The organism is Streptomyces sp. NPDC088762, assembly GCF_044750905.1.
Classification (GTDB): Bacteria; Actinomycetota; Actinomycetes; order Streptomycetales; family Streptomycetaceae; genus Streptomyces.
The window spans coordinates 111,855-136,197 of the sequence record NZ_JBIVKT010000002.1; the positions used below are offsets into that span (position 1 = coordinate 111,855).

General features: G+C 73.3%; 22 protein-coding genes. 18 read left to right on the forward strand and 4 right to left on the reverse strand.

The genetic code is table 11. The features are described 5' to 3' along the window. Positions 1–72 precede the first annotated feature (72 nt). The 17 genes from ACIP5M_RS05210 (at position 73) to hypE (ending at position 17,553) form a co-directional block, all read left to right on the forward strand. Entirely contained in the window at positions 73–1,437 is a 1,365-nt protein-coding gene (locus ACIP5M_RS05210; protein WP_401192096.1) for a family 2 encapsulin nanocompartment cargo protein terpene cyclase, read from the forward strand. Between the two features lie 2 nt (positions 1,438–1,439). Next, positions 1,440–2,348, forward strand: coding sequence for a geranyl diphosphate 2-C-methyltransferase (locus ACIP5M_RS05215; protein ID WP_401192098.1), 909 nt, complete (start codon positions 1,440–1,442; stop codon positions 2,346–2,348). A gap of 278 nt (positions 2,349–2,626) precedes the next feature. Further along, complete coding sequence (locus ACIP5M_RS05220; RefSeq protein WP_401192100.1) at positions 2,627–4,396, forward strand: hydrogenase maturation protein; 1,770 nt, start codon at positions 2,627–2,629, stop codon at positions 4,394–4,396. A 98-nt stretch (positions 4,397–4,494) separates the two neighbouring features. Continuing rightward, positions 4,495–5,550: a hydrogenase expression protein HypE gene (locus tag ACIP5M_RS05225; RefSeq protein WP_401192101.1), complete on the forward strand. Its 1,056-nt coding sequence runs from the start codon at positions 4,495–4,497 to the stop codon at positions 5,548–5,550. Between the two features lie 88 nt (positions 5,551–5,638). Continuing rightward, positions 5,639–7,423 carry a nickel-dependent hydrogenase large subunit gene (locus ACIP5M_RS05230; protein WP_401192104.1) on the forward strand — a complete coding sequence of 595 codons (1,785 nt, stop codon included), beginning with the start codon at positions 5,639–5,641 and terminating at the stop codon, positions 7,421–7,423. Further along, the gene (locus ACIP5M_RS05235) at positions 7,420–7,944 is read left to right on the forward strand and encodes a hypothetical protein (protein WP_401192106.1); all 525 of its coding nucleotides are present in this window, start codon (positions 7,420–7,422) and stop codon (positions 7,942–7,944) included. The genes ACIP5M_RS05230 and ACIP5M_RS05235 overlap by 4 nt, the downstream gene beginning before the upstream one ends. An 11-nt stretch (positions 7,945–7,955) precedes the next feature. Then, the gene (locus tag ACIP5M_RS05240) at positions 7,956–8,591 is read left to right on the forward strand and encodes a DUF5947 family protein (RefSeq protein WP_401192108.1); all 636 of its coding nucleotides are present in this window, start codon (positions 7,956–7,958) and stop codon (positions 8,589–8,591) included. Beyond that, the gene (locus ACIP5M_RS05245; protein ID WP_401192111.1) at positions 8,588–9,277 is read left to right on the forward strand and encodes a DUF6084 family protein; all 690 of its coding nucleotides are present in this window, start codon (positions 8,588–8,590) and stop codon (positions 9,275–9,277) included. Before ACIP5M_RS05240 ends, ACIP5M_RS05245 begins: the two co-directional genes overlap by 4 nt. Further along, the gene (locus tag ACIP5M_RS05250) at positions 9,274–10,698 is read left to right on the forward strand and encodes a hypothetical protein (protein WP_401192112.1); all 1,425 of its coding nucleotides are present in this window, start codon (positions 9,274–9,276) and stop codon (positions 10,696–10,698) included. The genes ACIP5M_RS05245 and ACIP5M_RS05250 overlap by 4 nt, the downstream gene beginning before the upstream one ends. Continuing rightward, positions 10,695–11,252, forward strand: coding sequence for a hydrogenase maturation protease (locus tag ACIP5M_RS05255; RefSeq protein ID WP_401192114.1), 558 nt, complete (start codon positions 10,695–10,697; stop codon positions 11,250–11,252). The genes ACIP5M_RS05250 and ACIP5M_RS05255 overlap by 4 nt, the downstream gene beginning before the upstream one ends. Then, complete coding sequence (locus tag ACIP5M_RS05260) at positions 11,249–11,353, forward strand: DUF6893 family small protein (protein ID WP_401192116.1); 105 nt, start codon at positions 11,249–11,251, stop codon at positions 11,351–11,353. The genes ACIP5M_RS05255 and ACIP5M_RS05260 overlap by 4 nt, the downstream gene beginning before the upstream one ends. Positions 11,354–11,466: 113 nt before the next feature. Beyond that, positions 11,467–11,862, forward strand: a complete 396-nt coding sequence (locus tag ACIP5M_RS05265; protein ID WP_401192119.1) for a hydrogenase maturation nickel metallochaperone HypA — start codon at positions 11,467–11,469, stop codon at positions 11,860–11,862. A gap of 3 nt (positions 11,863–11,865) precedes the next feature. Next, positions 11,866–12,654 carry a hydrogenase nickel incorporation protein HypB gene (hypB, locus tag ACIP5M_RS05270; protein ID WP_401192120.1) on the forward strand — a complete coding sequence of 263 codons (789 nt, stop codon included), beginning with the start codon at positions 11,866–11,868 and terminating at the stop codon, positions 12,652–12,654. Continuing rightward, the gene (gene hypF, locus ACIP5M_RS05275; RefSeq protein ID WP_401192123.1) at positions 12,654–15,050 is read left to right on the forward strand and encodes a carbamoyltransferase HypF; all 2,397 of its coding nucleotides are present in this window, start codon (positions 12,654–12,656) and stop codon (positions 15,048–15,050) included. Before hypB ends, hypF begins: the two co-directional genes overlap by 1 nt. Beyond that, positions 15,019–15,351 carry a HypC/HybG/HupF family hydrogenase formation chaperone gene (locus ACIP5M_RS05280; protein ID WP_401192125.1) on the forward strand — a complete coding sequence of 111 codons (333 nt, stop codon included), beginning with the start codon at positions 15,019–15,021 and terminating at the stop codon, positions 15,349–15,351. The genes hypF and ACIP5M_RS05280 overlap by 32 nt, the downstream gene beginning before the upstream one ends. Further along, on the forward strand, positions 15,348–16,481 hold the full coding sequence (gene hypD, locus ACIP5M_RS05285; RefSeq protein WP_401192127.1) for a hydrogenase formation protein HypD: 1,134 nt from the start codon (positions 15,348–15,350) through the stop codon (positions 16,479–16,481). Before ACIP5M_RS05280 ends, hypD begins: the two co-directional genes overlap by 4 nt. A gap of 82 nt (positions 16,482–16,563) precedes the next feature. Beyond that, on the forward strand, positions 16,564–17,553 hold the full coding sequence (gene hypE / locus ACIP5M_RS05290; RefSeq protein WP_401193510.1) for a hydrogenase expression/formation protein HypE: 990 nt from the start codon (positions 16,564–16,566) through the stop codon (positions 17,551–17,553). Positions 17,554–17,610: 57 nt separating this feature from the next. Here the strand turns inward: hypE and ACIP5M_RS05295 are convergent, their stop codons facing one another. From ACIP5M_RS05295 to ACIP5M_RS05305, 3 genes are all read right to left on the reverse strand, one after another. Next, positions 17,611–17,844: a hypothetical protein gene (locus tag ACIP5M_RS05295; protein ID WP_401192129.1), complete on the reverse strand. Its 234-nt coding sequence runs from the start codon at positions 17,842–17,844 to the stop codon at positions 17,611–17,613. Between the two features lie 176 nt (positions 17,845–18,020). Then, positions 18,021–20,390, reverse strand: coding sequence for a PQQ-binding-like beta-propeller repeat protein (locus ACIP5M_RS05300; protein ID WP_401192131.1), 2,370 nt, complete (start codon positions 20,388–20,390; stop codon positions 18,021–18,023). Positions 20,391–20,494: 104 nt separating this feature from the next. Next, positions 20,495–22,753, reverse strand: coding sequence for a protein kinase (locus ACIP5M_RS05305; protein WP_401192133.1), 2,259 nt, complete (start codon positions 22,751–22,753; stop codon positions 20,495–20,497). Positions 22,754–23,316: 563 nt separating this feature from the next. Here ACIP5M_RS05305 and ACIP5M_RS05310 point away from each other — a divergent pair. Further along, the gene (locus ACIP5M_RS05310; RefSeq protein WP_401192136.1) at positions 23,317–23,595 is read left to right on the forward strand and encodes a hypothetical protein; all 279 of its coding nucleotides are present in this window, start codon (positions 23,317–23,319) and stop codon (positions 23,593–23,595) included. A gap of 44 nt (positions 23,596–23,639) precedes the next feature. Here ACIP5M_RS05310 and ACIP5M_RS05315 read toward each other — a convergent pair whose 3' ends face one another. Beyond that, the gene (locus tag ACIP5M_RS05315) at positions 23,640–24,296 is read right to left on the reverse strand and encodes a DUF305 domain-containing protein (RefSeq protein ID WP_401192138.1); all 657 of its coding nucleotides are present in this window, start codon (positions 24,294–24,296) and stop codon (positions 23,640–23,642) included. Positions 24,297–24,343 lie beyond the last annotated feature (47 nt).

Sequence of the window (24,343 nt, forward strand, 5' to 3'; positions counted from 1 at the left end):
CCGGACCTTCCCGGGTCCACCGAGCATGCCCGGGATCCGGAACAGACCACCCACCTCATCAAGGAGCCACGGATGCCCGATCCCGGGCCCTCCCCTCTGCAGTCGAGCCTGCCTGCCGCTGCGGCCCGCTTCGGGGCCCACGTCCTCGCCACCGCCCAGGCCGCCGGTGCCGAATCCGTAGCCGACGCCCTGCCCGTCCCGTCAGTCGCCCCCGCCCCGCCCGTCTCGTCCGTCCTGCCTTCCGGGCCCTCCCTGCCCTTCGTGCCCGCCTCCGCCCCCGCCCCCGCCGCAGGGGCCGCGCCCGTACCGCAGCAGGAGGTTCCTGCCGCCGTACGGCAGCCCGGCCCCGCCCTCGCGCGGATCCTGCGCGGTCCCAGCGGTCTGGGTACGGAGAGCCTGCACTGGGGCCGCACCGTGGAGCCCGCGGCACCGCCGCAGCCGGGCGGGGCGCCGGCGCCGGGACATCCCATCCCGGGCCTCTACCACCACCCCGTGCCGGAGCCCGACCCGGTGCGGGTGGAGGAGGTCAGCCGCAGGATCAAGGCCTGGGCGCTGGACGAGGTCGAGCTGTATCCCGAGGACTGGGAGGACCAGTTCGACGGCTTCCACGTCGGTCGCTACATGGTCGCCTGCCATCCGGACGCCCCCACCGTCGACCACCTGATGCTCGCGACCCGGCTGATGGTCGCCGAGAACGCGGTCGACGACTGCTACTGCGAGGACCACGGCGGCTCGCCCATCGGCCTCGGCGGACGCCTCCTGCTGGCGCACACCGCCCTCGACCCCCTGCACACGACGAAGGAGTACCAGCCGGAGTGGGCCGATTCGCTCCAATCGGACGCGCCCCGGCGCGCCTACCGCTCCGCCATGGAGTACTTCGTCCGGCAGGCCAGCCCCTCCCAGGCCGACCGCTACCGGCACGACATGGCCCGTCTGCACATGGGGTACCTCGCCGAGGCGGCGTGGGCCCAGACGGACTACGTCCCCGAGGTGTGGGAGTACCTGGCGATGCGGCAGTTCAACAACTTCCGCCCCTGCCCCACCATCACCGACTCGGTCGGCGGCTACGAACTGCCGGCGGACCTGCACGCCCGGCCCGAGATGCAGCGGGTCATCGCGCTGGCCGGCAACGCCACCACCATCGTCAACGACCTGTACTCGTACACCAAGGAACTCGCCAGCCCCGGCCACCACCTCAACCTGCCCGTGGTGCTCGCCGAACGTGAGGGCATCTCCGACCAGGAGGCCTACCTGAAGGCGGTCGAGGTCCACAACGACCTCATGCACGACTTCGAAGCCGAAGCCGCCGCCCTGGCCGCCGCCTGCCCCGTCCCGAGCGTGCTGCGCTTCCTGCGGGGAGTGGCCGTGTGGGTCGACGGCAACCACTACTGGCACCAGACCAACACCTATCGCTACAGCCTGCCCGACTTCTGGTAAGGATGGACTTATCCGTGACTAGCACCGATCTCACCACCACCGCCGGCACCTCTGCCGACACCCCCGTGATGATCCCCTCCCCGGCGACGCCCTACCAGGGGGACATCGCCCGTTACTGGAACAACGAGGCCAGGCCCGTGAACCTGCGGCTCGGCGATGTCGACGGCCTTTACCACCACCACTACGGCATCGGCGACGTCGACCACGCCGCCCTCGGCGACACCGATGACAGCGAGTACGAGAAGAAGCTGGTGGCCGAGCTCCACCGGCTGGAATCGGCGCAGGCCGAGGTCCTCCTGGACCACCTCGGCCCCATCGGACGCGACGACACCCTCGTCGACGCCGGCTGCGGCCGCGGCGGCTCGATGGTCATGGCCCACCAGCGCTTCGGATGCAAGGTCGAGGGCGTCACGCTGTCGGCCAAGCAGGCCGACTTCGCCAACCAGCGGGCCCGCGAACTCGGCATCCAGGACCACGTCCGCGCCCGCGTCTGCAACATGCTCAGCACGCCGTTCGAGACCGGGCAGGCCGCGGCCTCGTGGAACAACGAGTCGAGCATGTACGTCGACCTGCACGACCTCTTCGCCGAGCACTCCCGCGTCCTCGCGGTCGGCGGCCGTTACGTGACCATCACCGGCTGCTGGAACCCGCGGTACGGCCAGCCCTCGAAGTGGGTCTCGCAGATCAACGCGCACTTCGAGTGCAACATCCACTCCCGCCGCGAGTACCTGCGCGCCATGGCGGACAACCGCCTCGTACCGCAGGCGGTCATCGACCTGACGCCCGAGACCCTGCCCTACTGGGAGCTGCGCGCCACGTCTTCACTGGTCACCGGCATCGAGGAGGCGTTCATCAACTCCTACAAGGACGGCTCCTTCCAGTACGTCCTGATCGCGGCCGACCGCGTCTGACCGACCGGCGCACAAGACCGGCGGTTCAAGACCGGCGGTTCAAGACCGGCGACCCAGGGGCCGGGCCCGTCACCCGACGGGCCCGGCCCTTTTCCACGCCCCCGCACCTCCACCCGCACCCGAGCCGGCGCGCATCCACCAGGTGGCGGCCCCCGCACCCCCTTCCGAGTGACTCCCACGCTAGGCCTCCGCATCCGGCGGGCGGCCGGGACCGACGATCGCCAGCGGCCGTACGTTCCGGCCGGCGATCACCGAAGTCCGGACGCTTGGGAGATCACGTGCACATCCTGCTCGCCGCCAGCGCCTTCAACAGCCTCACCCAGCGTGTCCACGCCGAGCTGAGGGACCACGGCCACCACGTCGCGGTCGCACTCGCCCTGACCGGCGACTCCCTGCCCGAGGCCGTCCGCCGCCACCGGCCGGACCTCATCCTGGCGCCGATGCTGAAGACGGCCGTCCCCCGCGAGGTCTGGTCCGCGCACACCTGTCTGATCGTCCATCCGGGGCCCGTCGGCGACCGGGGTCCCTCCTCGCTCGACCGGGCCATCACCGAGGACGCCACCCGATGGGGCGTCACCGTCCTGCAGGCCGGCGAGGAGATGGACGCCGGCGACGTCTGGGCGTCCGTCGACTGCCCGCTGCCGCCCGTCGGCAAGAGCGACGCCTACCGCGGCGAGATCGCCGACGCGGCGCTCGCCGCCGTCCTCCTGGCCGTCGACCGCTTCGCGTCCGGCACCTACGTCCCGCGGCCGCAGCGCTCCGGCCGCGCGCGGCCGTACCTGCGCCAGGAGCACCGCCGGATCGACTGGGCCCAGGACACCACGGAGAGCGTCGTACGCGCCCTGCGCGCCGCGGACTCGCAGCCCGGGGTCCTGGACGACCTGCTCGGCAGCCAGTGGTACCTCCACGGCGGCCATCCGGAGGGGCGGCTGCACGGCCGCCCCGGAGAGCTCCTGGCCACCAGGACGGGTGCGGTCTGCCGGGCCACGGCCGACGGAGCGGTGTGGATCCCCGAACTGCGGGCCCGGCGCGTGCCGGGAGAGCCCGCACCCGTCAAACTGCCCGCCGTGCTCGCCCTCGGGGACCGGCTCCCGTCGCTGCCCGAGATCCCCGCCCCGCCGGACGCCGACCCTCCGGCGCGGACGTGGACCGACATCCGGTACCGGGAGCAGGGCGGCGCCGGCTTCCTGTCGTTCTCCTTCCCCGGCGGCGCGATGAGCACCGGCCAGTGCCGGCGCCTGCTGGCGGCGTACCGTACGGCCTGTTCCCGTCCCACCTCCGTCATCGTCCTCGGCGGTGGCCGCGACTTCTTCTCCAACGGCATCCACCTGGGCGTCATCGAAGCGGCCGACGACCCGGCCGCCGAGTCCTGGGCCAACATCAACGCCATGGACGACCTGGTCGAGGCCGTGCTGACCACCACCGACCGCCTCGTCGTGGCCGCCCTCGGCGGCAACGCGGCGGCCGGCGGGGCCATGCTCGCCCTCGCCGCCGACGAGGTCTGGTGCAGGGCGGGAGCGGTCCTCAACCCGCACTACCGGCTGATGGGGCTCTACGGCTCGGAGTACTGGACGTACACCCTGCCCCGCCGCGTCGGTACGGGCGTGGCGGAGCGTCTCACCACCGAGGCCCTGCCGCTCAGCGCCGACGCCGCCCGCCGGCTCGGGCTGACCGACCGCACCCTCACCTGCGGCCCGCAGGCCTTCGCGGCCGAGACCGCCCGGCTCGCGGCCCGCCTGGCGGCCTCACCCGCCACGCAGGCCGCGATCGCCCGGAAGAAGGACCGGCGGGGGCACGAGGAGGCGGTCCGGCCGCTCTCCGCCTACCGGGAGGCGGAGCTGGCCCGGATGCGCGAGACCTTCTTCGACCCGCAGGCCCCCTACCACGCGCTGCGCCGCGCCTTCGTACGCAAGGAGCCACCCGACCGGACGCCCCCGCACCTGGCGCGGTTCGTGCCCGGCCGGCGCACCGCCCCGCTCCCCGCCCGGCGGCCCGCCGTCACCGGACCGGCCCAGCACGACAGGGCAACGGGCCCCGGGGGCTGCTAGCAAGAAGGGTGGAGGCGGACGGAAAAAGCTCCGCCTCCGCCGCACGCCCGGCCCCACCCGGCCCCCACCCCTCCGCATCCCTCCCCAAGGAGATCCCCATGGATGCAGCAACGCCCAGTACCGTAGAGGACCCGCCGATCCACATCCTCTGGATCAACGCGGGACTGAGCTGCGACGGCGACTCGGTGTCCCTGACGGCAGCGATGCAGCCCAGCATCGAGGACATCGTCACGGGCACGCTGCCCGGCCTGCCCAAGGTCGCCGTGCACTGGCCGCTGATCGACTTCGAATGCGGCCCGGTCGGCGGCGCCGACACCTTCATCGAATGGTTCTTCAAGGGGGAGCGCGGCGAGATCGACCCCTTCGTGCTCGTCGTCGAAGGCTCGATCCCCAACGAGAAGATCAAACCCGAGGGTTACTGGTGTGGCTTCGGCGACAACCCCGAGACCGGCCAGCCCATCACCACCAGCGAGTGGATCGACCGGCTCGCGCCCAAGGCCCTCGCCGTGGTGGCGATCGGCACCTGCGCCACGTACGGCGGCATCCACGCGATGGAGGGCAACCCCACGGGAGCCATGGGCGTCCCCGACTACCTGGGATGGGACTGGACCTCCAAGGCCGGTATCCCGATCGTCTGCGTGCCGGGCTGCCCGATCCAGCCGGACAACTTCGCCGAGACGCTCACCTATCTGCTCTACCAGGCGGCCGGCTCCGCGCCGATGATCCCGCTCGACGACAAACTCCGCCCGACCTGGCTGTTCGGCGCCACCGTGCACGAAGGGTGCGACCGCGCCGGCTACTACGAGCAGGGCCAGTTCGCCGAGACCTACGACTCCCCGAAATGCCTGGTCAAGGTCGGCTGCTGGGGTCCCGTGGTCAAGTGCAACGTCCCCAAGCGCGGCTGGATGAACGGGATCGGCGGCTGCCCGAACGTCGGAGGCATCTGCATCGCCTGCACGATGCCCGGTTTCCCCGACAAGTTCATGCCGTTCATGGACGAGCCCCCCGGCGCCAGGGTGTCCGCGACGGCGAGCGGCACCTACGGCGTCGTGATCCGCAAACTCCGCTCCCTCACCACCCACACCGTGGACAAGGAGCCCAAGTGGCGCCACACGGGCCGGAAACTGACCACCGGCTACCGCCCGCCGTGGTGACCCCCGCCCGCCGGCCCGGTCCGCGAACCGCCGCCCGCCCGCCCCACGTACCCCGCACCCGCTTCCAAGAAGGGCCACGGCACACACGATGACACCCAACACGAAGGCGGCCGGTGACGGCAGCGGCCTGGTGGAGATGGCCTGGGATCCGATCACGCGGATCGTGGGCAGCCTCGGCATCCACACCAAGATCGACTTCAAGCAGAAGCGGGTCGCGGAGTGCTACAGCACCTCGTCGGTCTTCCGCGGCTACAGCGTCTTCATGCGCGGCAAGGATCCCCGCGACGCGCACTTCATCACCAGCCGCATCTGCGGGATCTGCGGCGACAACCACGCCACCTGCTCCGTGTACACGCAGAACATGGCCTACGGGGTGAAGCCGCCCCACCTCGCCGAGTGGATCATCAACCTGGGCGAGGCGGCGGAGTACATGTTCGACCACAACATCTTCCAGGAGAACCTGGTCGGGGTCGACTACTGCGAGAAGATGGTCCGCGAGACGAACCCGGGCGTCCTCGAACTGGCCGAGCGCACCGAGGCCCCGCACGCCGGAGACCACGGCTACCGCACCATCGCCGACATCATGCGCTCGCTCAACCCCATCGAGGGCGAGTTCTACCGCGAGGCCCTCCAGGTCAGCCGCTACACCCGCGAGATGTTCTGCCTGATGGAGGGCCGCCACGTGCACCCCTCCACCCTCTACCCGGGCGGCGTCGGCACCATCGCCTCCGTGCAGCTCTTCACCGACTACCTGAGCCGCCTCATGCGGTACGTGGAGTTCATGAAGCGCGTCGTCCCGCTCCACGACGACCTCTTCGACTTCTTCTACGAGGCCCTGCCCGGCTACGAGGAGGTCGGCCGGCGCCGTGTGCTGCTCGGCTGCTGGGGCGCGCTCAACGACCCCGAGTACTGCGACTTCACGTACGCCAACATGACCGACTGGGGACGGAAGATGTTCGTCACCCCCGGTGTGGTCGTGGACGGCAAGCTGGTCACCAACGACCTCACCCAGATCAACCTCGGCATCCGCATCCTGCTGGGCAGCTCCTACTACGACGACTGGGCGGGCCAGGAGAAGTTCGTCACCCACGACCCGCTGGGCAACCCGGTCGACGCCCGCCACCCCTGGAACCAGCACACCATCCCCGCCCCGCAGAAGCGGAACTTCGACGACAAGTACAGCTGGGTGATGTCGCCGCGCTGGTTCGACGGCAAGGACCACCTCGCCCTGGACACCGGCGGCGGGCCCATCGCGCGCCTGTGGTCCACCGCCCTGTCCGGGCTCGTCGACGTCGGCTACGTCAAGGCCACCGGGCACAGCGTCGTCATCAACCTGCCGAAGACGATGACCAAGCCCGAGACGCGCTTCGAGTGGAAGATCCCGCAGTGGAGCAACGCGCTGGAGCGCAACCGCGCCCGCACGTACTTCCAGGCCTACGCGGCCGCCATCGCGCTGCACTGCGCGGAGCAGGGGCTGGCCGAGGTCCGCGCCGGACGCACCCAGACCTGGGAGAAGTTCGAGGTGCCCGACGAGTCCATCGGAGTCGGCTTCACCGAGGCGGTCCGCGGCGTGCTCTCGCACCACATGGTCATCCGCGACGGCAAGATCGCCAACTACCACCCCTACCCGCCGACCCCGTGGAACGCGAGCACCCGCGACACCTTCGGCACGCCCGGACCGTACGAGGACGCCGTCCAGAACACCCCGATCTTCGAGGAGAACCCCCCGGAGAACTTCAAGGGCATCGACATCATGCGCGCCGTGCGCAGCTTCGACCCCTGTCTGCCCTGCGGCGTCCACATGTACGTCGGCGGCGGCAAGACGGTGAAGTCGATGCACGTCCCCACCGGCCTGAGCGGACTGGGCGGATGAGCGCGGCCGTCGACGCCCGGCTGGCCGGGCAGCGGGTCGAGGAGGTACTCGACGGGCTGGCCGCCACCGGCGACCGGGCGGCCTGCGCCGCCGCCGAGGAACTCGTGCGCGTGCTCATGGACTTCTACGGGGCCGGGCTGGCCCGGATCGTGGAGCGGCTCGGCGACGGGGCGCTGTCCGCCCTGCTGGACGACCAGCTGGTGTCGAGCCTGCTCGCCCTGCACGACCTGCACCCCGAGGACGTGCACACCCGGATCGCCCGCGCCCTGGACGCCGCGGCGCAGCCGGTGGAGCTGGTCGGCTTCGAAGAGGCCACCGCCACCCTGCGGCTGCGGTCCACCGCCGCGGGCGGGGGCGGCTGCGGCTGCGGGAGCACCGCCGACGCCGTCCGGCAGCAGGTCGAGGACGCCGTGGCCGCCTTCGCACCCGAGGTCACCTCCGTGGAGGTGGAGCCCGCCGCCCCGCAGCCGGCGCTGCTCCAGATCGGCACCCGGCCCAAGCCCCCGGCGCGGGTTTCGTGAGCGCGCCCCACTTGGGCCTCGCACCCGCGCGCGGCCTGCGCCGATTCACCGGGCCCCGCGAGCCGCGCCCCGAGAGCTGCGAGCTGTGCGGGGTCGCGGTGGCCGAGGACGCGCACCGCCACCTCGTGGAGACCGAGAAGCGTTCCCTCGTCTGCGCCTGCACCGGCTGCGCCCTGCTGTTCGACCGGCCGGGCGCGGGCGCGGGCCGGTTCCGCGCGGTCCCGGACCGCTACCTCGCCGACCCGGGGCACCGGCTCGACGAGGGTGCCTGGGAACGGCTCCAGATCCCGGTCGCCGTGGCGTTCCTCTTCCGCAACGCCGCCCTCGACCGGCTCGTCGCCCTCTACCCGAGCCCGGCCGGAGCCACCGAAAGCGAACTCGACCCCGCGACCTGGGAATCCGTACTGGGAGCGAGCCGGCTGTCCGCGCTCCTGGAACCCGACGTGGAGGCGCTGCTGTTGCGCCGCTCGGAGGGGCACACCACGTGCCATCTGGTGCCGATCGACATCTGCTACGAGCTGGTGGGGCGGATGCGGCTGCTGTGGCAGGGCTTCGACGGCGGAGCCGAGGCCCGGGCAGCGCTGGACGCCTTCTTCGCGCAAGTGGAGCGGCGGGCCCGGGTCGTGGCGGCGGAAGGGGTCCGATGACAGACCTCGCCTTCACCTGCACCGGCGTGCGCGCCGACGCCTACGCGGCCGGTCCCACCCTGGTCTTCAGGCTGCGGATCACCGCGGGCGACGGCACACGGGTGCACGCCCTCGCCCTGCGCTGCCAGATCCGTATCGAACCGGCCCGGCGGGGCTACGGCCCGGCGGAGGCCGAAGGCCTCGCCGACCTGTTCGGCGAGCGGAGCCGCTGGGGCAGCACCCTCCAGCCCGTGCAGTTCGCCCAGGTCGCCCTCATGGTGCCCGGGTTCACCGGGGAGACCGAGACCGATCTGGTCGTGCCCTGCACCTACGACATGGACATCGCGGCGACCCGCTACTTCGACGCCCTTGAGGACGGAGAAGCGCCTCTGCTGATGCTGTTCTCCGGCACCGCCTTCACCGGAGCGGGGGGTTTCCACGTGGAGCCCGTGCCCTGGGACCGCGAGGCCTCCTGCCGGATGCCCGTGACCGTGTGGCGGGAGATGATCGAGCAGCACTTCCCGGGCACCGGCTGGCTGCGCCTGCCGCGCGACACCATGGCGGAGCTGCTCGCCTACCGGTCGCGGCACGCGCTCGCCTCCTGGGAGTCGACCGTACGAGCCTTGCTCGAAGCGGCCGCCCCACCGCCGCCACCCCGCCGGCTCGGCCCCGCGGGGCCCCGCGTCAGCGAGAGGACGGCGACATGACCACGACGGCCGCGCCGGACTCCCGCTTCGCCGCCGCCCGGCAGGTGGCCGACGCCGTCCTGTTCGAGGGGTACGTCCTGTATCCCTACCGGGCCTCGGCGGCCAAGAACCGGCTGCGCTGGCAGTTCGGCGTCCTGGTCCCGCCCGTGTGGGGCACCGCGCACGCCGAGCACTCCTTCCAGCGGACCGAGCTGGTGATGGAGCCCAGAGGGGCCGCGACCCTCGCCGTCGAGCTGCGCTTCCTGCACGCGCAGCGGCGTACGGTCGAAGAGGCCCGCGGCGACGGCAGTTACGAGGCCGTGCCCGAGCTGCACCTGCCCGACCGGGTCCTGGTCCCCTGGGACGAGGGGACCGAGGAGCAGGTGGACATGACCGTCTCCGTCGCCGAGTTGACCGCGGGGGAGGTCACCCTCGCCTTCGCCCGGCCGGCCCGGACGGAGACCGAGCCCGTCCTCGGCCCCGACGGCCGCGAGCGGGGCCGCCTCGTCCGCCGCGCCGAGCGGATCGACGGGGTGCTGCGCCTGCGCGCCGAGGAACTGGACGTGCCCTACCGCGCGTTCAAGCTCACCGCCGTCGTGGAGAACACCAGCGCCTGGACCCCGGAGGCGGACGGCGCCGACCGCGACGAGGCCCTGCCGCGGTCGCTGGTCGCCGTCCACCTGCTGCTGGGCCTCGACTCCGGTTCCTTCCTGTCGATGACCGACCCGCCCGAGTGGGCCCGAGCTGCCGTCGCGGCCTGCGAGAACCGGCACACCTGGCCCGTCCTCGCCGGGGAACCCGGCCGCGCGGACGTGGTCCTCTCCTCCCCGATCATCCTGGAGGACCACGCCGCCATCGCCCCCGAGAGCGCGGGGGCGATGTACGACGCCACCGAGATCGACGAGATCCTCGCCCTGCGCACGGCCGCCCTGACCGACCGGGAGAAGCGCGAGGCGCGCGGGACGGACGCCCGCGCCGCCGCCGTGATCGACCTGGCCGACTCCATGCCCCCCGAGGTACTGGAACGCCTGCACGGCGCCGTCCGGGCCCTGCGGGAGATCACCCACCCGGGCGCCCCCGACGGGCCGCCCGCAGCCCCCGGATCCCTCGCCGACGAGGCCGTGTTCCGGCCGGAGACCCCCTGGTGGGACCCCGCGCACGCGGACCCCGCCGACCCGGCCCGCGACCGGATCCTGATCGACGGCGCCTCCGTGGGCGCGGGCAGCCGCGTCCTGCTGCGTCCGGGCCTGCGGCGCACCGATGCCCAGGACCTGTTCCTCCACGGCCGCACCGCACAGGTCGAGGGCGTCCTCCACGACGTCGACGGGGGAGTGCACCTCGCGGTCACCGTCGACGGCGACCCCGGGGCCGACATCCGCCGGGAGCAGGGCCGGTTCCTGTACTTCCAGCCCGACGAGGTCACCCCCCTGGAGGACACGTGAGGGCCGGGATCCTCGTCGCGGGCATCGGCAACGTCTTCCTCGGTGACGACGGCTTCGGAGTCGAGACGGTGCGCGCCGTGGGCGCGCACCCCCTGCCGGACGGTGTGGAGGTGGTGGACTTCGGCGTGCGCGGGGTCCACCTCGCCTACCAGCTCCTCGACGGCTACGACACGCTCGTCCTCGTGGACGCCACGGCCCGGGGCGGCGACCCGGGAACGCTCTACCTCATCGATGCCGACACCGACGCCGGTGCGGGCGCCGAGGGCCACGGGCCGGCGGAGGCCGCCGGACCCGGCGCCGCCGTCCTCGACGGGCACCACATGTCCCCCGACGCCGTCCTGGCGCTGCTGGGCACCCTGTGCGCCGGCACCGGCACCACCCCGCCCCGGCGCACCCTGGTCGTGGGCTGCGAACCCGCCTGCGTCGAGGAGGGCATCGGCCTGAGCCCGCCCGTGGCCGCGGCCGTGCCGCGGGCCGTACGCATGGTCCTGGACCTGATCACGCCCGGGACCGAACACCCCGGGCCTCACCGCGAACTCAGGAGAACCCCATGAAGAAGGCCCTCATCGGCGGGGTGACCGCCACCGCGCTGGCGTGCGTGCTGATCCAGATCTTCCCCGACGTCAGGCGCTACCTGCGGATGGTCCGCATGTGAGGGGCCGCCCGCCCGGGCGTCCGAATGGCGTACGGGGCGGTCGCGGTGTCGGCGCGCCCGCCCCCGGCGCCCCGGTCCCGCCGGTGTAATGAGCCCCGGCAGGACGGAGTCCGATGCACGAGATGTCGATCGCCATGGCCGTCGTGGGCCAGGTGGAAGAGGCGGCGCGGGACGGCGGGGCGGGGGCCGTGACCTCCGTACGGCTGCAGATCGGAGAGCTGGCGGGGGTGGTCCCCGACGCCCTCGACTTCTGCTTCGAACTGGCCTGTGCCGGAACGCTCCTCGAGGGCGCCGAGCTCACCACCGAATCCGTCACCGCCCGTGCGCGGTGCGGCTCCTGCACGGGCGAATGGGCCGTCGGGATGCCCCCCGACCTGTGCTGTCCCGGATGCGGCAAGGCCACCGCGGTGGAACTGCTCACGGGCCGCGAGCTGCGGATCCTCAGCGTCCGCTGGGAGGACGGCCCCGCCCGCCGCCCCGTACGCGAACCGATCCCCGAGGAGGCCTGAACCATGTGCCGAGTGGTCGACCTGCAGCAGGCGGTGCTGGCGAAGAACGAGGAGGCGGCGCAGGTGCTGCGCGCCGAACTCGCCGCCCGCGGAACGACCGTCGTCAACCTGCTCTCCAGCCCGGGGAGCGGAAAGACGGAACTCCTGGAGCGCGAACTGCTGCTCGCCCGGCAGCGGGGAGTGCCCGTCGCCGCGCTGACCGCCGACCTGGCCACCGAGAACGACGCCGTACGGCTGGCACGCTCGGGCGTCCCGGTCAAGCAGGTGCTCACCGACGGCCTCTGCCACCTCGAGGCCGGCATGCTGGGCCGACACCTGGACGGCTGGCTGCCGGCCGGCACCCGGCTGCTGTTCGTCGAGAACGTGGGCAATCTCGTCTGCCCGGCCTCCTACGACCTGGGGGAGTCCCTGCGCGTCGTGCTGGCCTCGGTGACCGAGGGCGAGGACAAACCGCTGAAGTACCCGACGGCCTTCGGACTGGCGCACCTGGTGGTGGTGACCAAGACGGACATCGCCCGCGCGGTGGAATTCGACGAGGCCGCCTTCCGCGCGCACGTCCAGCGGGTCAACCCGGGGGTCGAGGTGGTGCTGACCTCGGCCCGTGCGGGCGAGGGCGTGGGCGCGCTGCTGAACCGGGCGCTGGCGGTCGGCTCCGGCGGTGCGGTGCACGCGCCCGTCATGGCCGGGCAGCCCCACCCGAACGCGCACTATCACCACCCGGACCACGCACATCCGCATCCGCATCCGCATCCGCATCCTCACCCGGATCCCGCCGTGGCACAGGCCCGTTGATGGAGGCCGTCCAGCGCCGCCGGATCCTCGTCCGCGGGGTGGTGCAGGGCGTGGGTTTCCGCCCGTACGTGTACACCCGCGCGACCGGACTCGGCCTCGCCGGGCACGTCACCAACACCCCCGAGGGCGTCGTCGCCGAGGTCGAGGGCGCGCCCGCCGCCGTATCCGCCTTCTGCGAGCGCCTCGCGGCGGACGCCCCGCCGCTGGCCGTCGTGGACGCCGTCGACCACTGCGAGGTCCCGGTCGCGGGCGGGGCGGGCTTCACCATCGTCGCCTCCCGCTCCGGCGGGCCCGCGCGCACGCTCGTCTCCCCGGACGTGGCCACCTGCGCCGACTGTCTCGCCGAGCTGGCGGACCCGGCCGACCGGCGCCACCGGCACCCCTTCATCACCTGCACCCACTGCGGGCCCCGCTTCACGATCGTCACCGGGCTGCCGTACGACCGGGCCCACACCACGATGGCCCGGTTCCCGATGTGCCCCGACTGCGCCCGGGAGTACGCCGACCCGGCCGACCGGCGCTTCCACGCCCAGCCGGTGGCCTGCCCGGCCTGCGGGCCCCGGCTGCGGCTCCTCGCGGGGTCGCCGCCGCGCGAGGTGGCCGGCCCGGACCCGGTGGCGCGGGCCCGCCGGCTCCTGGCCGAGGGGGCGATCCTCGCCGTCAAGGGCCTCGGCGGCTACCACCTGGCCTGCGACGCCACCCGGCCGGCGGCCGTGGCCGAGCTGCGCCGGCGCAAGGCCCGCGGGGACAAGCCCTTCGCCCTGATGGTCCGCGCCCTCAGCGACATCGAGCCCCTCGTCCACCTCGACCCGGCCGAACGGGCCCTGCTCACCGGCCCGGTCCGGCCGATCGTGCTGCTCCGCCGCCGCCCGCAGCCCGCCGGCCCGACGGCCGTGGTCATCGCGGACGGGGTCGCCCCGCGCTGCCCCGACCTCGGCGTGATGCTCCCGTACACGCCCGTGCACCACCTGCTGCTGGGCCTCCCCGGCGACCCGCCCGGCCCCCGCCTGCTCGTGATGACCAGCGGCAACCTGTCCGGCGAACCCATCGTCACCGACGACGCCGAAGCCCTGGAACGCCTCGGCCGGCTCGCCGACGCCTGGCTCACGCACGACCGCCCCATCCACGTGCCCTGCGACGACTCCGTGGTGCGCGTCTGCGACGGCGAACCGCTGACCGTGCGGCGCTCGCGGGGCCACGCACCGCTGCCCCTGACGCTGCCACGGCCCGTACCGGCGACGCTCGCGGCCGGTGGAGACCTGAAGAACGCCTTCTGTCTCGGCGAGGGCCGCAAGGCCTGGCTGTCCGCGCACATCGGCGACATGGACGACCTGGCCACACAGGAGGTCTTCGAACGGGCCGAGCGGCAGCTGGAGTCGATCACCGGCGTGGCCCCCGGGCTGCTCGCCGCCGACCGGCATCCCGGCTACCGCTCCGCGCAGTGGGCCGGGCGGCACGCGGGCACCCGGCCGCTGGTCCGCGTCCAGCACCACCACGCGCACATCGCGTCCGCGATGGCCGAACACGGGCTGGACGGAACCCGCCCGGTGATCGGGATCGCCTTCGACGGCACCGGGTACGGCGACGACGGCGCGGTGTGGGGCGGAGAGGTCCTGCTGGCCGACTACGCCGGGTACTCCCGCTTCGCGCACCTCGCGTACGTGCCCCTCCCGGGCGGTGACGCCGCCGTGCGGCGCCCGTACCGCATGGCCCTGGCGCACCTGTGGGCGGCGGGCATCGACTGGACCCCGGACCTGCCGCCCGTGGCGGCCTGCCCGCCCGACGAACTGCGCGTACTGCGGCGCCAGCTGGAACGGAACCTGAACTGCGTGCCCACGTCGGGCATGGGGCGCCTCTTCGACGCCGTCTCCTCCCTGGCCGGTGTCTGCCACCACTCCGGGTACGAGGCCCAGGCCGCCGTCGAACTGGAGGCGGCCGCTCTCGCCGGGCCCGCGGGGCCCCCGGATGCTGCGTACCGGTTCGCCGTGCGCCACCCGGACCCCGGCACCGGTGATCCGGCCACCGCCGATCCGGGCCCCCTGCTGGCCGCCGTGGTGGAAGACGTACGCGCGGGCACCGCGCCGGCGCTGATCGCCGCCCGGTTCCACACCGCGGTCGCCGCCCTCGTCGGGGCGCTCTGCGTCGCGGCGCGCGAACGGCAGGGGCTGGGCACCGTGGCGCTGACCGGCGGCGTCTTCGCCAACACCCGGCTCTCATCGGCCTGCCACCGGCTGCTGACGGAGCACGGCTTCACCGTACTGCGCCACCACCGCGTCCCCCCGAACGACGGGGGACTCGCACTCGGTCAGCTCATGGTGGCGGCCGCGGCCCCCGCCACCGAACACCCACAGCAAGGAGAGGCCCATGTGCCTGGCGGTACCCGGCAAAGTGATTGACATCGCGGAGCAGGACGGCACCCGCATGGCCACCGTCGACTTCGGCGGCGTGCTCAAGGAGGTGTGCCTGGAATACCTGCCGGACCTCCGGGTCGGCGAGTACGCCATCGTGCACGTCGGGTTCGCCCTCCAGCGCCTCGACGAGGAGTCCGCGCTGCAGACCCTCGAACTCTTCGCCCAGCTCGGCATGCTCCAGGAGGAGTTCGGGGATCCCTGGGAGCTCGCCGCCCAGGCCGGAGGCGCCCCGTGGCCCTTCACCGACGATCCGGAAGACGTCCCGCAGGAGGCGGCGCAGCAGTGAAGTACATCGAGGAGTTCCAGGACCCGGCCCTCGCCCGCCGGCTGCTCGACGACATCCACGCCACCGTGACCCGGCCCTGGGCGCTGATGGAGGTCTGCGGGGGCCAGACGCACACCATCATCCGTCACGGCATCGATCAACTGCTGCCCGAACAGGTGGAGTTGATCCACGGACCCGGCTGCCCGGTGTGCGTGACCCCGCTCGAGGTCATCGACAAGGCGCTGGAGATCGCCTCCCGCCCCGGGGTGATCTTCTGCTCCTTCGGCGACATGCTCCGCGTCCCCGGGACCGGCCGCGACCTCTTCCAGGTGCGCAGCGAGGGCGGCGACGTACGGGTCGTCTACTCCCCGCTCGACGCCCTGCGGATCGCCCGGCAGAACCCGGACCGCGAGGTGGTCTTCTTCGGCATCGGTTTCGAGACGACCGCGCCTCCCAACGCGATGACGGTCCATCAGGCCAAGCGGCTCGGCATCCCGAACTTCAGCCTCCTCGTCTCCCACGTCCGGGTACCCCCGGCGATCGAGGCGATCATGACCTCGCCGAGCTGCCGGGTCCAGGCCTTCCTGGCCGCCGGGCACGTGTGCAGCGTGATGGGCACCGCCGAGTACCCCGAACTGGCCGAGCGCCACCGCGTGCCGATCGTGGTGACCGGCTTCGAGCCGCTCGACATCCTGGAAGGCGTACGCCGGGCCGTGCACCAGCTGGAGCGGGGCGAGCACACCGTCGACAACGCCTACGCGCGCGCCGTCCGCTCCGAGGGGAACCCGGCCGCCCTCGCCATGCTGGAGGACGTCTTCGAGGTCACCGACCGCGCCTGGCGGGGGATCGGAGTTATCCCGCAGAGCGGGTGGCGGCTGTCCGACCGGTACCGGGAATTCGACGCCGAGCACCGCTTCTCCGTGTCCGGGATCACCACGCGGGAGCCGGCCGAGTGCCGCAGCGGAGAGGTGCTCCAGGGCCTGCTCAAGCCGCACCAGTGCGAGGCCTTCGGCACCACCTGCACCCCGCGCACCCCGCTCGGCGCCACCATGGTCTCCAGCGAGGGCGCGTGCGCCGCGTACTACCTCTACCGGCGCCTGGACATCCCCACCGCCACGAAGGCACCGCTGGAGGCGAGCCCCGTTGTCTGAGACCGCACTGGACGCCGATTCCGTACTGGACGTCACCGGGTGGACCTGCCCGGCCCCGTTGCGCGACCGGCCCCGCGTGGTGATGGGCCACGGAGGGGGCGGCGCGCTCTCCGCCGAGCTCGTCCAGCACCTCTTCGCCCCGGCCTTCGGCGGCGAAGTGCTCGCCGGGCTCGGTGACTCGGCCGCGCTCACCCTCGGCGGGGCCCGGCTGGCCTTCTCCACCGACTCGTACGTGGTGCGGCCGCTGTTCTTCCCCGGCGGCAGCATCGGGGACCTCGCGGTCAACGGCACGGTCAACGACCTGGCCATGAGCGGAGCCCGGGCCGCCTACCTCTCCTGCGGATTCATCCTGGAGGAAGGCGTCGAGATCTCGGTGGTGGCCAGGGTCGCCGAAGCCCTCGGCGCGGCCGCCCGCAGCGCCGGCGTCGAGGTGGCGACCGGTGACACCAAGGTCGTGGAAGCCGGCCACGGGGACGGCATCTACGTCAACACCTCCGGAATCGGTCTGATCCCCGACGGGGTGGACCTGCGCCCCCAGCGCGTCGTACCGGGCGACGTCGTCATCGTCAGCGGGGAGATCGGGCTGCACGGCGTGGCCATCATGAGCGTCCGCGAGGGACTCGGCTTCGGCGTGGAGATCGAGAGCGACTGCGCGCCGCTGGGCGGGCTCGTCCAGGCGATGCTCGCCGTCACCCCGGACCTCCACGTGCTGCGCGATCCCACCCGAGGGGGCCTGGCCGCCTCCCTGAACGAGATCGCGGCCGCCTCCGGCACCGGGGTCGTGGTCCAGGAGAGCCGGGTGCCGGTCCCCGACGCCGTGGCCAACGCCTGCGCCATCCTCGGCCTCGATCCCTTCTACGTGGCCAACGAGGGCAAGCTGGTGGCGTTCGTACCCCGGGAACACGCCGAAGCCGTACTCGACGCGATGCGCGCCCACCCGCTGGGCCGGCGCGCCTCGGTGATCGGCGAGGCGGTCGAGGCCCACCCCGGTCTGGTCGTCGCCCGTACCGGCCTCGGCGGCACCCGAGTGGTCGACCTGCCGATCGGGGAGCAGCTGCCGAGGATCTGCTGACGCCACCCGCCGGAGTGCCTGCCGGCCGGGGCCGCGCTGCGCGGCCCCGGCCGCGCGCTACGCGGGGTCCTTGGGGCGGCTCGTGTCGGCCCACGCCTGCAGGGCCGTTCCGAAGGCGGCCATGCAGGGGTCGCAGTAGCGCTCGGTTGCCGCCGTGACGGCAGGCTCGTCCGGTGTCGCACGGGGCGCAAGGTGGCCTCCGCAGAGGGTGCCGGCGATCGTGTCCTTGGCAACGACGTGCCAGATCAGTTCGCATCGGTCGTCGGTGGATTCGGCGCGCATCTCGTACATGGGCGTGCCCTTCTGCGAGTGACGGGGTCGGGACCTGCCCCCAGTTCATGAGAGGCCCGTCCGTCCCGAAGGGCTACCCGGGGTAGGCCATCAGAGGGAAAAGCGGCCGACTGAGGTTTGACCGGCCCGACCGGCCCGACCGCCCGCACGCGTACCCCGGAGATCGCTGCACGCTCTCAGGACGTCGTCGTGCCCGTGGAGCTGATCGCCACCAGTCCCTTCGTGCCCATGCCGTACACCCGTCCGCCGCCCGCCCAGATCGGAATCTGGCTGTACGTCACGGTCCCGTTCAGCTCGTGCGTCCAGCGGGCCTTCCCGTCCCGGGCGGCCAGGGCCCAGATCCGGCCGCCCGACGCCAGGTACACGGTGTCGTCGGCGCTCTGGAGGGCGAGCCCGCCGATCGTCAGCCCTTCGATGGAGCCCGCCCAGCGCACCTCACCGGTGGCCGCGTCGAAGGCGTAGACGCTGATCGCGAGGGCGGTGGTGGGGCGTCCGGCGGCGTAGACGGTCTTGCCGTCGGGGCTCGCCACCACTGCCTTGAAGGGAAACCTGGGCGAGCGCCAGGCGACTTGGCCGTTGGCCGGGTCGATGGCGTAGACGCCGTCGGTGACGTGGAGGAAGAAGCCGCCGGCCGAGGAGTGCGGGCCGTCGTTCCAAGGGCCGCGGGAGCCCTGCATCAAGGCCTCGAACGTGCTTCCTCCCGCACCGGGAGACGGCTGCTCCCAGGCGATCTTCCCCTGGCCGCCGACTTCGATGCCCGTGATCTTGGACGCGCTGCCGTCGGTGTTGGCGCTCACCCACATCAGACGGTTGCCGGAGGACGGCAGGAACATGGTGCCCTTGGGGAACTTGGTGTCCGGGTCCGTGAGGTTCACCGCCCAGACGAGCTTGCGCTGAGCCGGGTCCACGGCCCAGAGGAACGGTCCGCTGCGGGACGTGAACCTGTCCTTCGGGTCGGCGGCGTTGGGGTCGAAGGTGGTCGAGGTCCCGTTGCCGGTGATGTAGAGCCGGCCGCCGAGCGCGCCGAGCACCGACACGTCGTACGCCACCAGCTTGGGCAGCGGCAGGGTCCACGCGTCGGCGCCGGTGTCCAGGCGGATGGCCCGCAGGGTCCGGTCGGTCATGGTCGTGCCGTTGGTCGTGACGGTGTAGGCCAGGCCGTCGCCTACGGCCGCGACGATGCCGGTGAGGTTGAGCTGCGATTCGCCGGTTCTGGCCAGCGGGCCCCAGAGGGGGAGCCCGGTCCGGCCCACGGCCCAGATGTTCTTGGCGCTGAACGCGAGGACCGTCTCGCCCTCGCCCGCGATCTGTACGAGGGGCTCGGAGACCGGCGCCGTCCAGAGCGGGGTCGCGGTGACCTCGGTGCCGAGCGGGCGCTTCGGGTCGGTGAGGGCGAACGCGGAGGACGTGCCGTCGGACGACCCGGAACCGCCGCGGGTGAGCCACAGCCCGAGCCCCGTGCCGCCGCCCGCCAGCGCCACCGTCCCGCCCGCGATCCCGAGCAGCAGGCGGCGCCGGCTGGGACCGCCGCCCGCCGGTTTGGGCTGCTCCGCGGACTGCGGCGCGTACGCGGGCGGAGGGGGCGGCGGGACGGCGTCCGCCGGAGCGGCCGTGCCGAGTGGGCCCGGCGGGGGAGCGGACGCGGTCACCGAGGGCGCCATCACCGCCGCCGCCTCCTCGATCGCGGTGATCAGGGCGGGCGGCAGCCATGCCCCGGCGGGCCGCGGGGCCGCCACCCGCTCCACGTACTCGACGATCTGGCGCGGGGTGGGCCGGTCACCGGGCGCCTTCGCCAGGCACGCGGAGACCAGGACCCGCAGGGAGTCCGGTACGGCCGACAGGTCCGGCTCCTGCCGGACGACCCGCTTGAGGACGTCCACGGGCCGGCCGCCGTCGAACACCCCCGAGCCGCGCGCGGCGAACGCGAGGGTCGACCCCAGCGAGAAGACGTCGCTCGCCGGGCCGACCGGACCGGCCGTGGCCTGCTCCGGCGACATGTACGAGGGGGTGCCGAGGATGATCCCGGTGGCCGTCAGGGCGGTGCCGTCCGTGGCCCGCGCGATCCCGAAGTCGATGACGTGCGGGCCGTCCAGGGCGAGCAGGACGTTGCCCGGCTTGAGGTCCCGGTGGGTCAGGCCCGCCGCGTGGATGGACTCCAGGGCTTCGGCGATCCCGGCCGCGAGCGCGCCCAGGGCCGGCTCCGGCAGCGGGCCGCCGATCGCCACCGCCCGTCCCAGGGAGACTCCCGGGACGAACGCCGTCGCCATCCACGGCACCGGGCCGTCAGGGTCCGCGTCGACGACCGGGGCGGTGAAGGCGCCGGACACGGCGCGTGCCGCGGTCACCTCGGCGCGGAACCTGGTACGGAAGCCCGCGTCGGCCGCCAGCTCCGGCCGTACGAGTTTCACGGCGACCGTGCGGCCGCCGGCCGAACGCCCCAGGTACACCGTGCCCATGCCCCCGGAGCCGAGGCGGCCGAGCAGCGCGTACGGGCCGATGCGGGACGGGTCGGCGGGAGTCAGCGGTTCCAGCGGTGCGTGCGGCACCGGCGACTCCCGTGAGCCCCGCGGCTCCCGTGGCTCTTCCGACTTGTGCGACTCCTGCGGCTCTTGAGACTCTCGTGGCTCCTGCGGCTCCGGCGACTGCATCCTCAGGCTCCGTTCGCGTGCAGGGCGGCGACCGTCGTCGTGCTCGGGTTCGACAGGGCGAGCCGGCCGTCGCCGGCGCCCCAGGCCAGGCCCAGGGGGTCGGTCCCCTTCCAGTCGGTGAACTTCCAGCGGAACCTGCCGTTCGAGGCGTCGAAGGCCCACAGCACGCAGTCCGCCCCCATCCGGTACACGTTCCCGTCGGCGTACAACAGCCGGGCGCCCAGGTAGGGCGAGCCCTTGGCATCGGCCGGGACCGGTGTCCTCCACTTGGTCTTGCCCGTCGCGGACTCCAACGCGGCCAGTGAGAAGCCGCCGTCCTTGTCCCGCCGGAGCGCGAACAGGACGCCGCCCTGTTCATCGGTGGCGATGCCGTCGCCCCGTACGGACGCGCCGACGGCGTCCGCGACCTGCCACGCCTGCCGGCCCGTCGCGGGTTCGAGGGCGTACATCCTGCCCTCGCTGTCGACGACGACGAAGTACCGACCCGCGGCGGCGACCGTCAAGGGCTTGAAGCCCTTCGTCCAGGCGACGGCGCCCTTCGCGTCCAGCGCGACCAGCTTGTCCACACCGGCGTACAGCGCGCCGCCGCCGGTGTGGGGCAGCGCCCAGAGGACGGGCATCGTCTCCGCGGTGTGGTACCAGGCGGTGCCGTGGGTGGCGAGGTCCAGCGCCCACATCCCGAATCCCGTGGACGGGCTGCCTTCCTGGTACGTCATGGACATCAGGCAGGCGCGCCCGTCGCGGATGCCGCAGAAGCCGGACACCCCCATGCCGCCCACCTCGTTCAGCGTCGCCTTCCAGGCGTCCTTTCCGTCGGCCATGCCCATCGCGAGGACGGCGGTCCTGGGAGGGGCCTTCGGATCGGAGAGTCGCACGCCGGTGGTCCCGCCCACGTGGAGGCGGCCGCCGTCGACCCCGGCGACATTCCTCGGGTGGGGCCCCGTGACGGAGAAGGCGAGGCCGTGGTCGTCGGCCTTGACGGTCCACTTGGCGTGGCCCTGGTCGTCGAGTCCCGTGATCTGGCCCAGGGACACGCACGCGACGATCCCGTTCGCGGACAGCACCTGCGTGCTGCCGGCGACCGGCGCCTGCCACGCCAGCTTCGCCTCGGGAACGTCGTTGCCCGAGGGGCGGGCCGAGCCGGCCGCCCCGGACGTGCCGGGGTCCAGCGCCCACACGGCCCCGCCCCCGGCCACGGCGAGGGTTCCGCCGGCCAGGCCGAGCAGCAGCTTGCGGCGGCTCGGACCGCGGTCCCCTGCCGCCCGGCCCGCAGGAGTCCCGGACCCGCCGGGCAGGACCTGCGTCGGGCCGGTGAGCGGCATGGTCGCCGCCGGGGGCGGGAGGGCGGCGGTGGGCGCCTCCGAGGGGTCCGGCCCGGGCAGCGCCGTGAGCACTGCCCGCAGGGCGAGGACGTCCGCCGCGACCGGCCCGGGGAGCCAGCCCGCCGAGGGGCGGGGGCGCTCCTCCCGCTCGACGTACGCGATCACCTCGCGCGGGGTGGGCCGTTCGCCGGGGTCCTTCGCGAGGCAGCGCTCGACGAGCGGCCGCAGACCTGCCGGCAGGGCGGCCAGGTTCGGTTCGGTGTGGACCACCCGGAACAGGACCGCGGCCCCCGCGCCGTCCCCGAAGGGGCTGGCGCCGCTCGCGGCGAAGGCGACCGTGGAGCCGAGGGAGAACAGGTCGCTCGCCGGGGTGAGGTGCTGCCCCAGCGCCTGCTCCGGCGACATGTAGGGCGCGGAGCCGATCACGGACCCGGTGGAGGTGAGCGCGGTCCCGTCGGCGGCGTGGGCGATGCCGAAGTCGATCACGTGCGGGCCGTCCAGGGCCAGCAGGACGTTCGCGGGCTTCAGGTCGCGGTGGATCACCCCGGCTCCGTGCACCGAGACCAGGGCCTCGGCGAGGCCGGCCGTCAGCATCCGCAACGCGTCCTCGGGCAGCGGGCCGTGGGCCGCCACCGCCTTGTGCAGCGAAAGGCCGACGACGAACGAGGTCGCCATCCACGGCACTTCGGCGTCCGTATCGGCGTCCACCACGGGGGCCGTGAACGCCCCCGACACGCGCCGCGCCGCCGCGACCTCCCGCCTGAACCGGTCCCGGAAGGCCGTGTCCCGCGCCAGGTCGGGCCGTACGACCTTCACCGCCACCGTCCGGCCGCCGGCCGACCGGCCGAGGTACACCTCCCCCATGCCGCCCGCGCCCAGCCGTCCGGCCAGGGAGTACGGCCCGACCCGTAACGGATCGGCGGCACCCAGTCGTTCCATGTCTCGATTCCCCTCCCGTGGGCCCACAGGCTAGTTGCCCGGGGTCTCGGTAGGTAGATCGTTCCCCGGTACCGGAGGGAAAGGAACGCCGGGCATCGCGTGAAGGGCGGGAGCGGTGCGCGGCGTGGCCGCGTCGGGTACCGGCACCGGCTACGGCGCGAGCGGCGCACAGTCGCGCGAAGGGCCGTGGTGGTCTTCGCCGGCAGGGACGCCGGCGGGCACAGAAGCCCAGGAGCAGCACGGCCGGCGTGGGGACCACCAGCCGACCCGCGGACGGGCGGATCGGCCGGCCACCCGGACGCGACCGGGCTGTAACCACGCCGTGATCCTACGGCGTCCGGTGGGAAGCCGGGGCTACTCGCGAGAAGTAGGGGCGAACAACTCAGGCGCGCACCAACCCACTTGGAGAAACCTACGGCGGGGGCCGCCCCTGCGCACACCGGAACGCCCGGCGCCGGGACGGCGTACCTCATCCGGTCTCCGGTCTCCCGCCCCTCGCCGGCGGGCAGGCCCCGCGCGGGGGCCGTGACTACGCTGGAACCGGGCACAGGGAGGCGGCACCGATGAGATCACGCCATCACTTCCACATCGAGCACGCCGGGCACTCCGTCAGCGCCACCGTCGAGACCGGCCACACCGCGGTCGTGGAGATCCTCGTCGACGGCAAGGAGACCGGATACGCCACGACCCCCGACGAGCACCCCGTGACGGTGCGGGTGGAGCTGCCGACCGATCCGCCGACGGCGGTCGCCGTACGCGTGACGCCCGGCCCCGGCGTGCCGCGCTGTCTCCTCGAGACGCCGGGGGCCGAGCCCCACATCATGTCGCCGCGCCCGTACTGACGGGCGGGGGCCGGCCCGAGGGCGTTCCCCCGGGCCGGCGGTGCTCAGCCCTTGCCGAGGAGCGTGTTCATACGGGTGATCTCGGCGCTCTGGGAGGTGACGATGGCGCCGGCCATGTCCTTGGCGGGCTGGTACGAGCCGCCGGACTGCTCGGCCTTCGCCATCGCGACGGCGCCCTCGTGGTGCTTGACCATCAGCCGGAGGAACGCCGTGTCGAAGGCCTTGCCGGAGGTCTTCTCCAGGCCGCCCATCTCCTCGGCCGTCATCATGCCCGAGGTGTCGTGCCCGCCGCCGTGCCCGCCGTGTCCGCCGCCTCCGGCGGGGACCTGCTCGCCCCACGCGGTCAGCCAGCCGGTCAGGGTCGTGATCTCCGGGTCCTGGGCCTTCTTGATCTCGTCGGCGAGCGACTTGACCTCGGCCGATTCGGCACGGGTCGCGGCGAGGTCGGCCATCTCCACGGCCTGCCGGTGGTGCGGGATCATGCCCTGCGCGAAGGCGGTGTCGGCCGCGTTGTGCGCGCCCTGCGGCGCGGCGGAGGCGGCGGAAGGGGCGGACGGCGAGGCGGAGGCGTTGTGCCCGCCGCCGTGGGCCGACCCGTTGTCGCCGGTGCCGCTTCCGCCGCAGGCGGCGAGGACGAGAGCGGCGGTGGCGGACGCGGCCACGGCAGTGGCGCGACGGACGAGAGAACGCTTGACGGTCATGCTGATGCTGCTCCTGGTGTGAGGGCACGCCACGCGGGCGCGCCGGA

What these genes read in the sequence shown, in the direction of transcription:
- ACIP5M_RS05210 (WP_401192096.1), top strand. Translation starts at nt 73, where the DNA reads ATGCCCGATCCCGGGCCCTCCCCTCTGCAGTCGAGCCTGCCTGCCGCT.
- ACIP5M_RS05215 (WP_401192098.1), top strand. Translation starts at nt 1,440, where the DNA reads ATGGACTTATCCGTGACTAGCACCGATCTCACCACCACCGCCGGCACC.
- ACIP5M_RS05225 (WP_401192101.1), top strand. Translation starts at nt 4,495, where the DNA reads ATGGATGCAGCAACGCCCAGTACCGTAGAGGACCCGCCGATCCACATC.
- ACIP5M_RS05230 (WP_401192104.1), top strand. Translation starts at nt 5,639, where the DNA reads ATGACACCCAACACGAAGGCGGCCGGTGACGGCAGCGGCCTGGTGGAG.
- ACIP5M_RS05235 (WP_401192106.1), top strand. Translation starts at nt 7,420, where the DNA reads ATGAGCGCGGCCGTCGACGCCCGGCTGGCCGGGCAGCGGGTCGAGGAG.
- ACIP5M_RS05245 (WP_401192111.1), top strand. Translation starts at nt 8,588, where the DNA reads ATGACAGACCTCGCCTTCACCTGCACCGGCGTGCGCGCCGACGCCTAC.
- ACIP5M_RS05250 (WP_401192112.1), top strand. Translation starts at nt 9,274, where the DNA reads ATGACCACGACGGCCGCGCCGGACTCCCGCTTCGCCGCCGCCCGGCAG.
- ACIP5M_RS05260 (WP_401192116.1), top strand. Translation starts at nt 11,249, where the DNA reads ATGAAGAAGGCCCTCATCGGCGGGGTGACCGCCACCGCGCTGGCGTGC.
- ACIP5M_RS05265 (WP_401192119.1), top strand. Translation starts at nt 11,467, where the DNA reads ATGCACGAGATGTCGATCGCCATGGCCGTCGTGGGCCAGGTGGAAGAG.
- hypB (WP_401192120.1), top strand. Translation starts at nt 11,866, where the DNA reads ATGTGCCGAGTGGTCGACCTGCAGCAGGCGGTGCTGGCGAAGAACGAG.
- hypF (WP_401192123.1), top strand. Translation starts at nt 12,654, where the DNA reads ATGGAGGCCGTCCAGCGCCGCCGGATCCTCGTCCGCGGGGTGGTGCAG.
- ACIP5M_RS05280 (WP_401192125.1), top strand. Translation starts at nt 15,019, where the DNA reads ATGTGCCTGGCGGTACCCGGCAAAGTGATTGACATCGCGGAGCAGGAC.
- hypE (WP_401193510.1), top strand. Translation starts at nt 16,564, where the DNA reads ATGGGCCACGGAGGGGGCGGCGCGCTCTCCGCCGAGCTCGTCCAGCAC.
- ACIP5M_RS05295 (WP_401192129.1), bottom strand. Translation starts at nt 17,844, where the DNA reads ATGTACGAGATGCGCGCCGAATCCACCGACGACCGATGCGAACTGATC.
- ACIP5M_RS05305 (WP_401192133.1), bottom strand. Translation starts at nt 22,753, where the DNA reads ATGGAACGACTGGGTGCCGCCGATCCGTTACGGGTCGGGCCGTACTCC.
- ACIP5M_RS05310 (WP_401192136.1), top strand. Translation starts at nt 23,317, where the DNA reads ATGAGATCACGCCATCACTTCCACATCGAGCACGCCGGGCACTCCGTC.
- ACIP5M_RS05315 (WP_401192138.1), bottom strand. Translation starts at nt 24,296, where the DNA reads ATGACCGTCAAGCGTTCTCTCGTCCGTCGCGCCACTGCCGTGGCCGCG.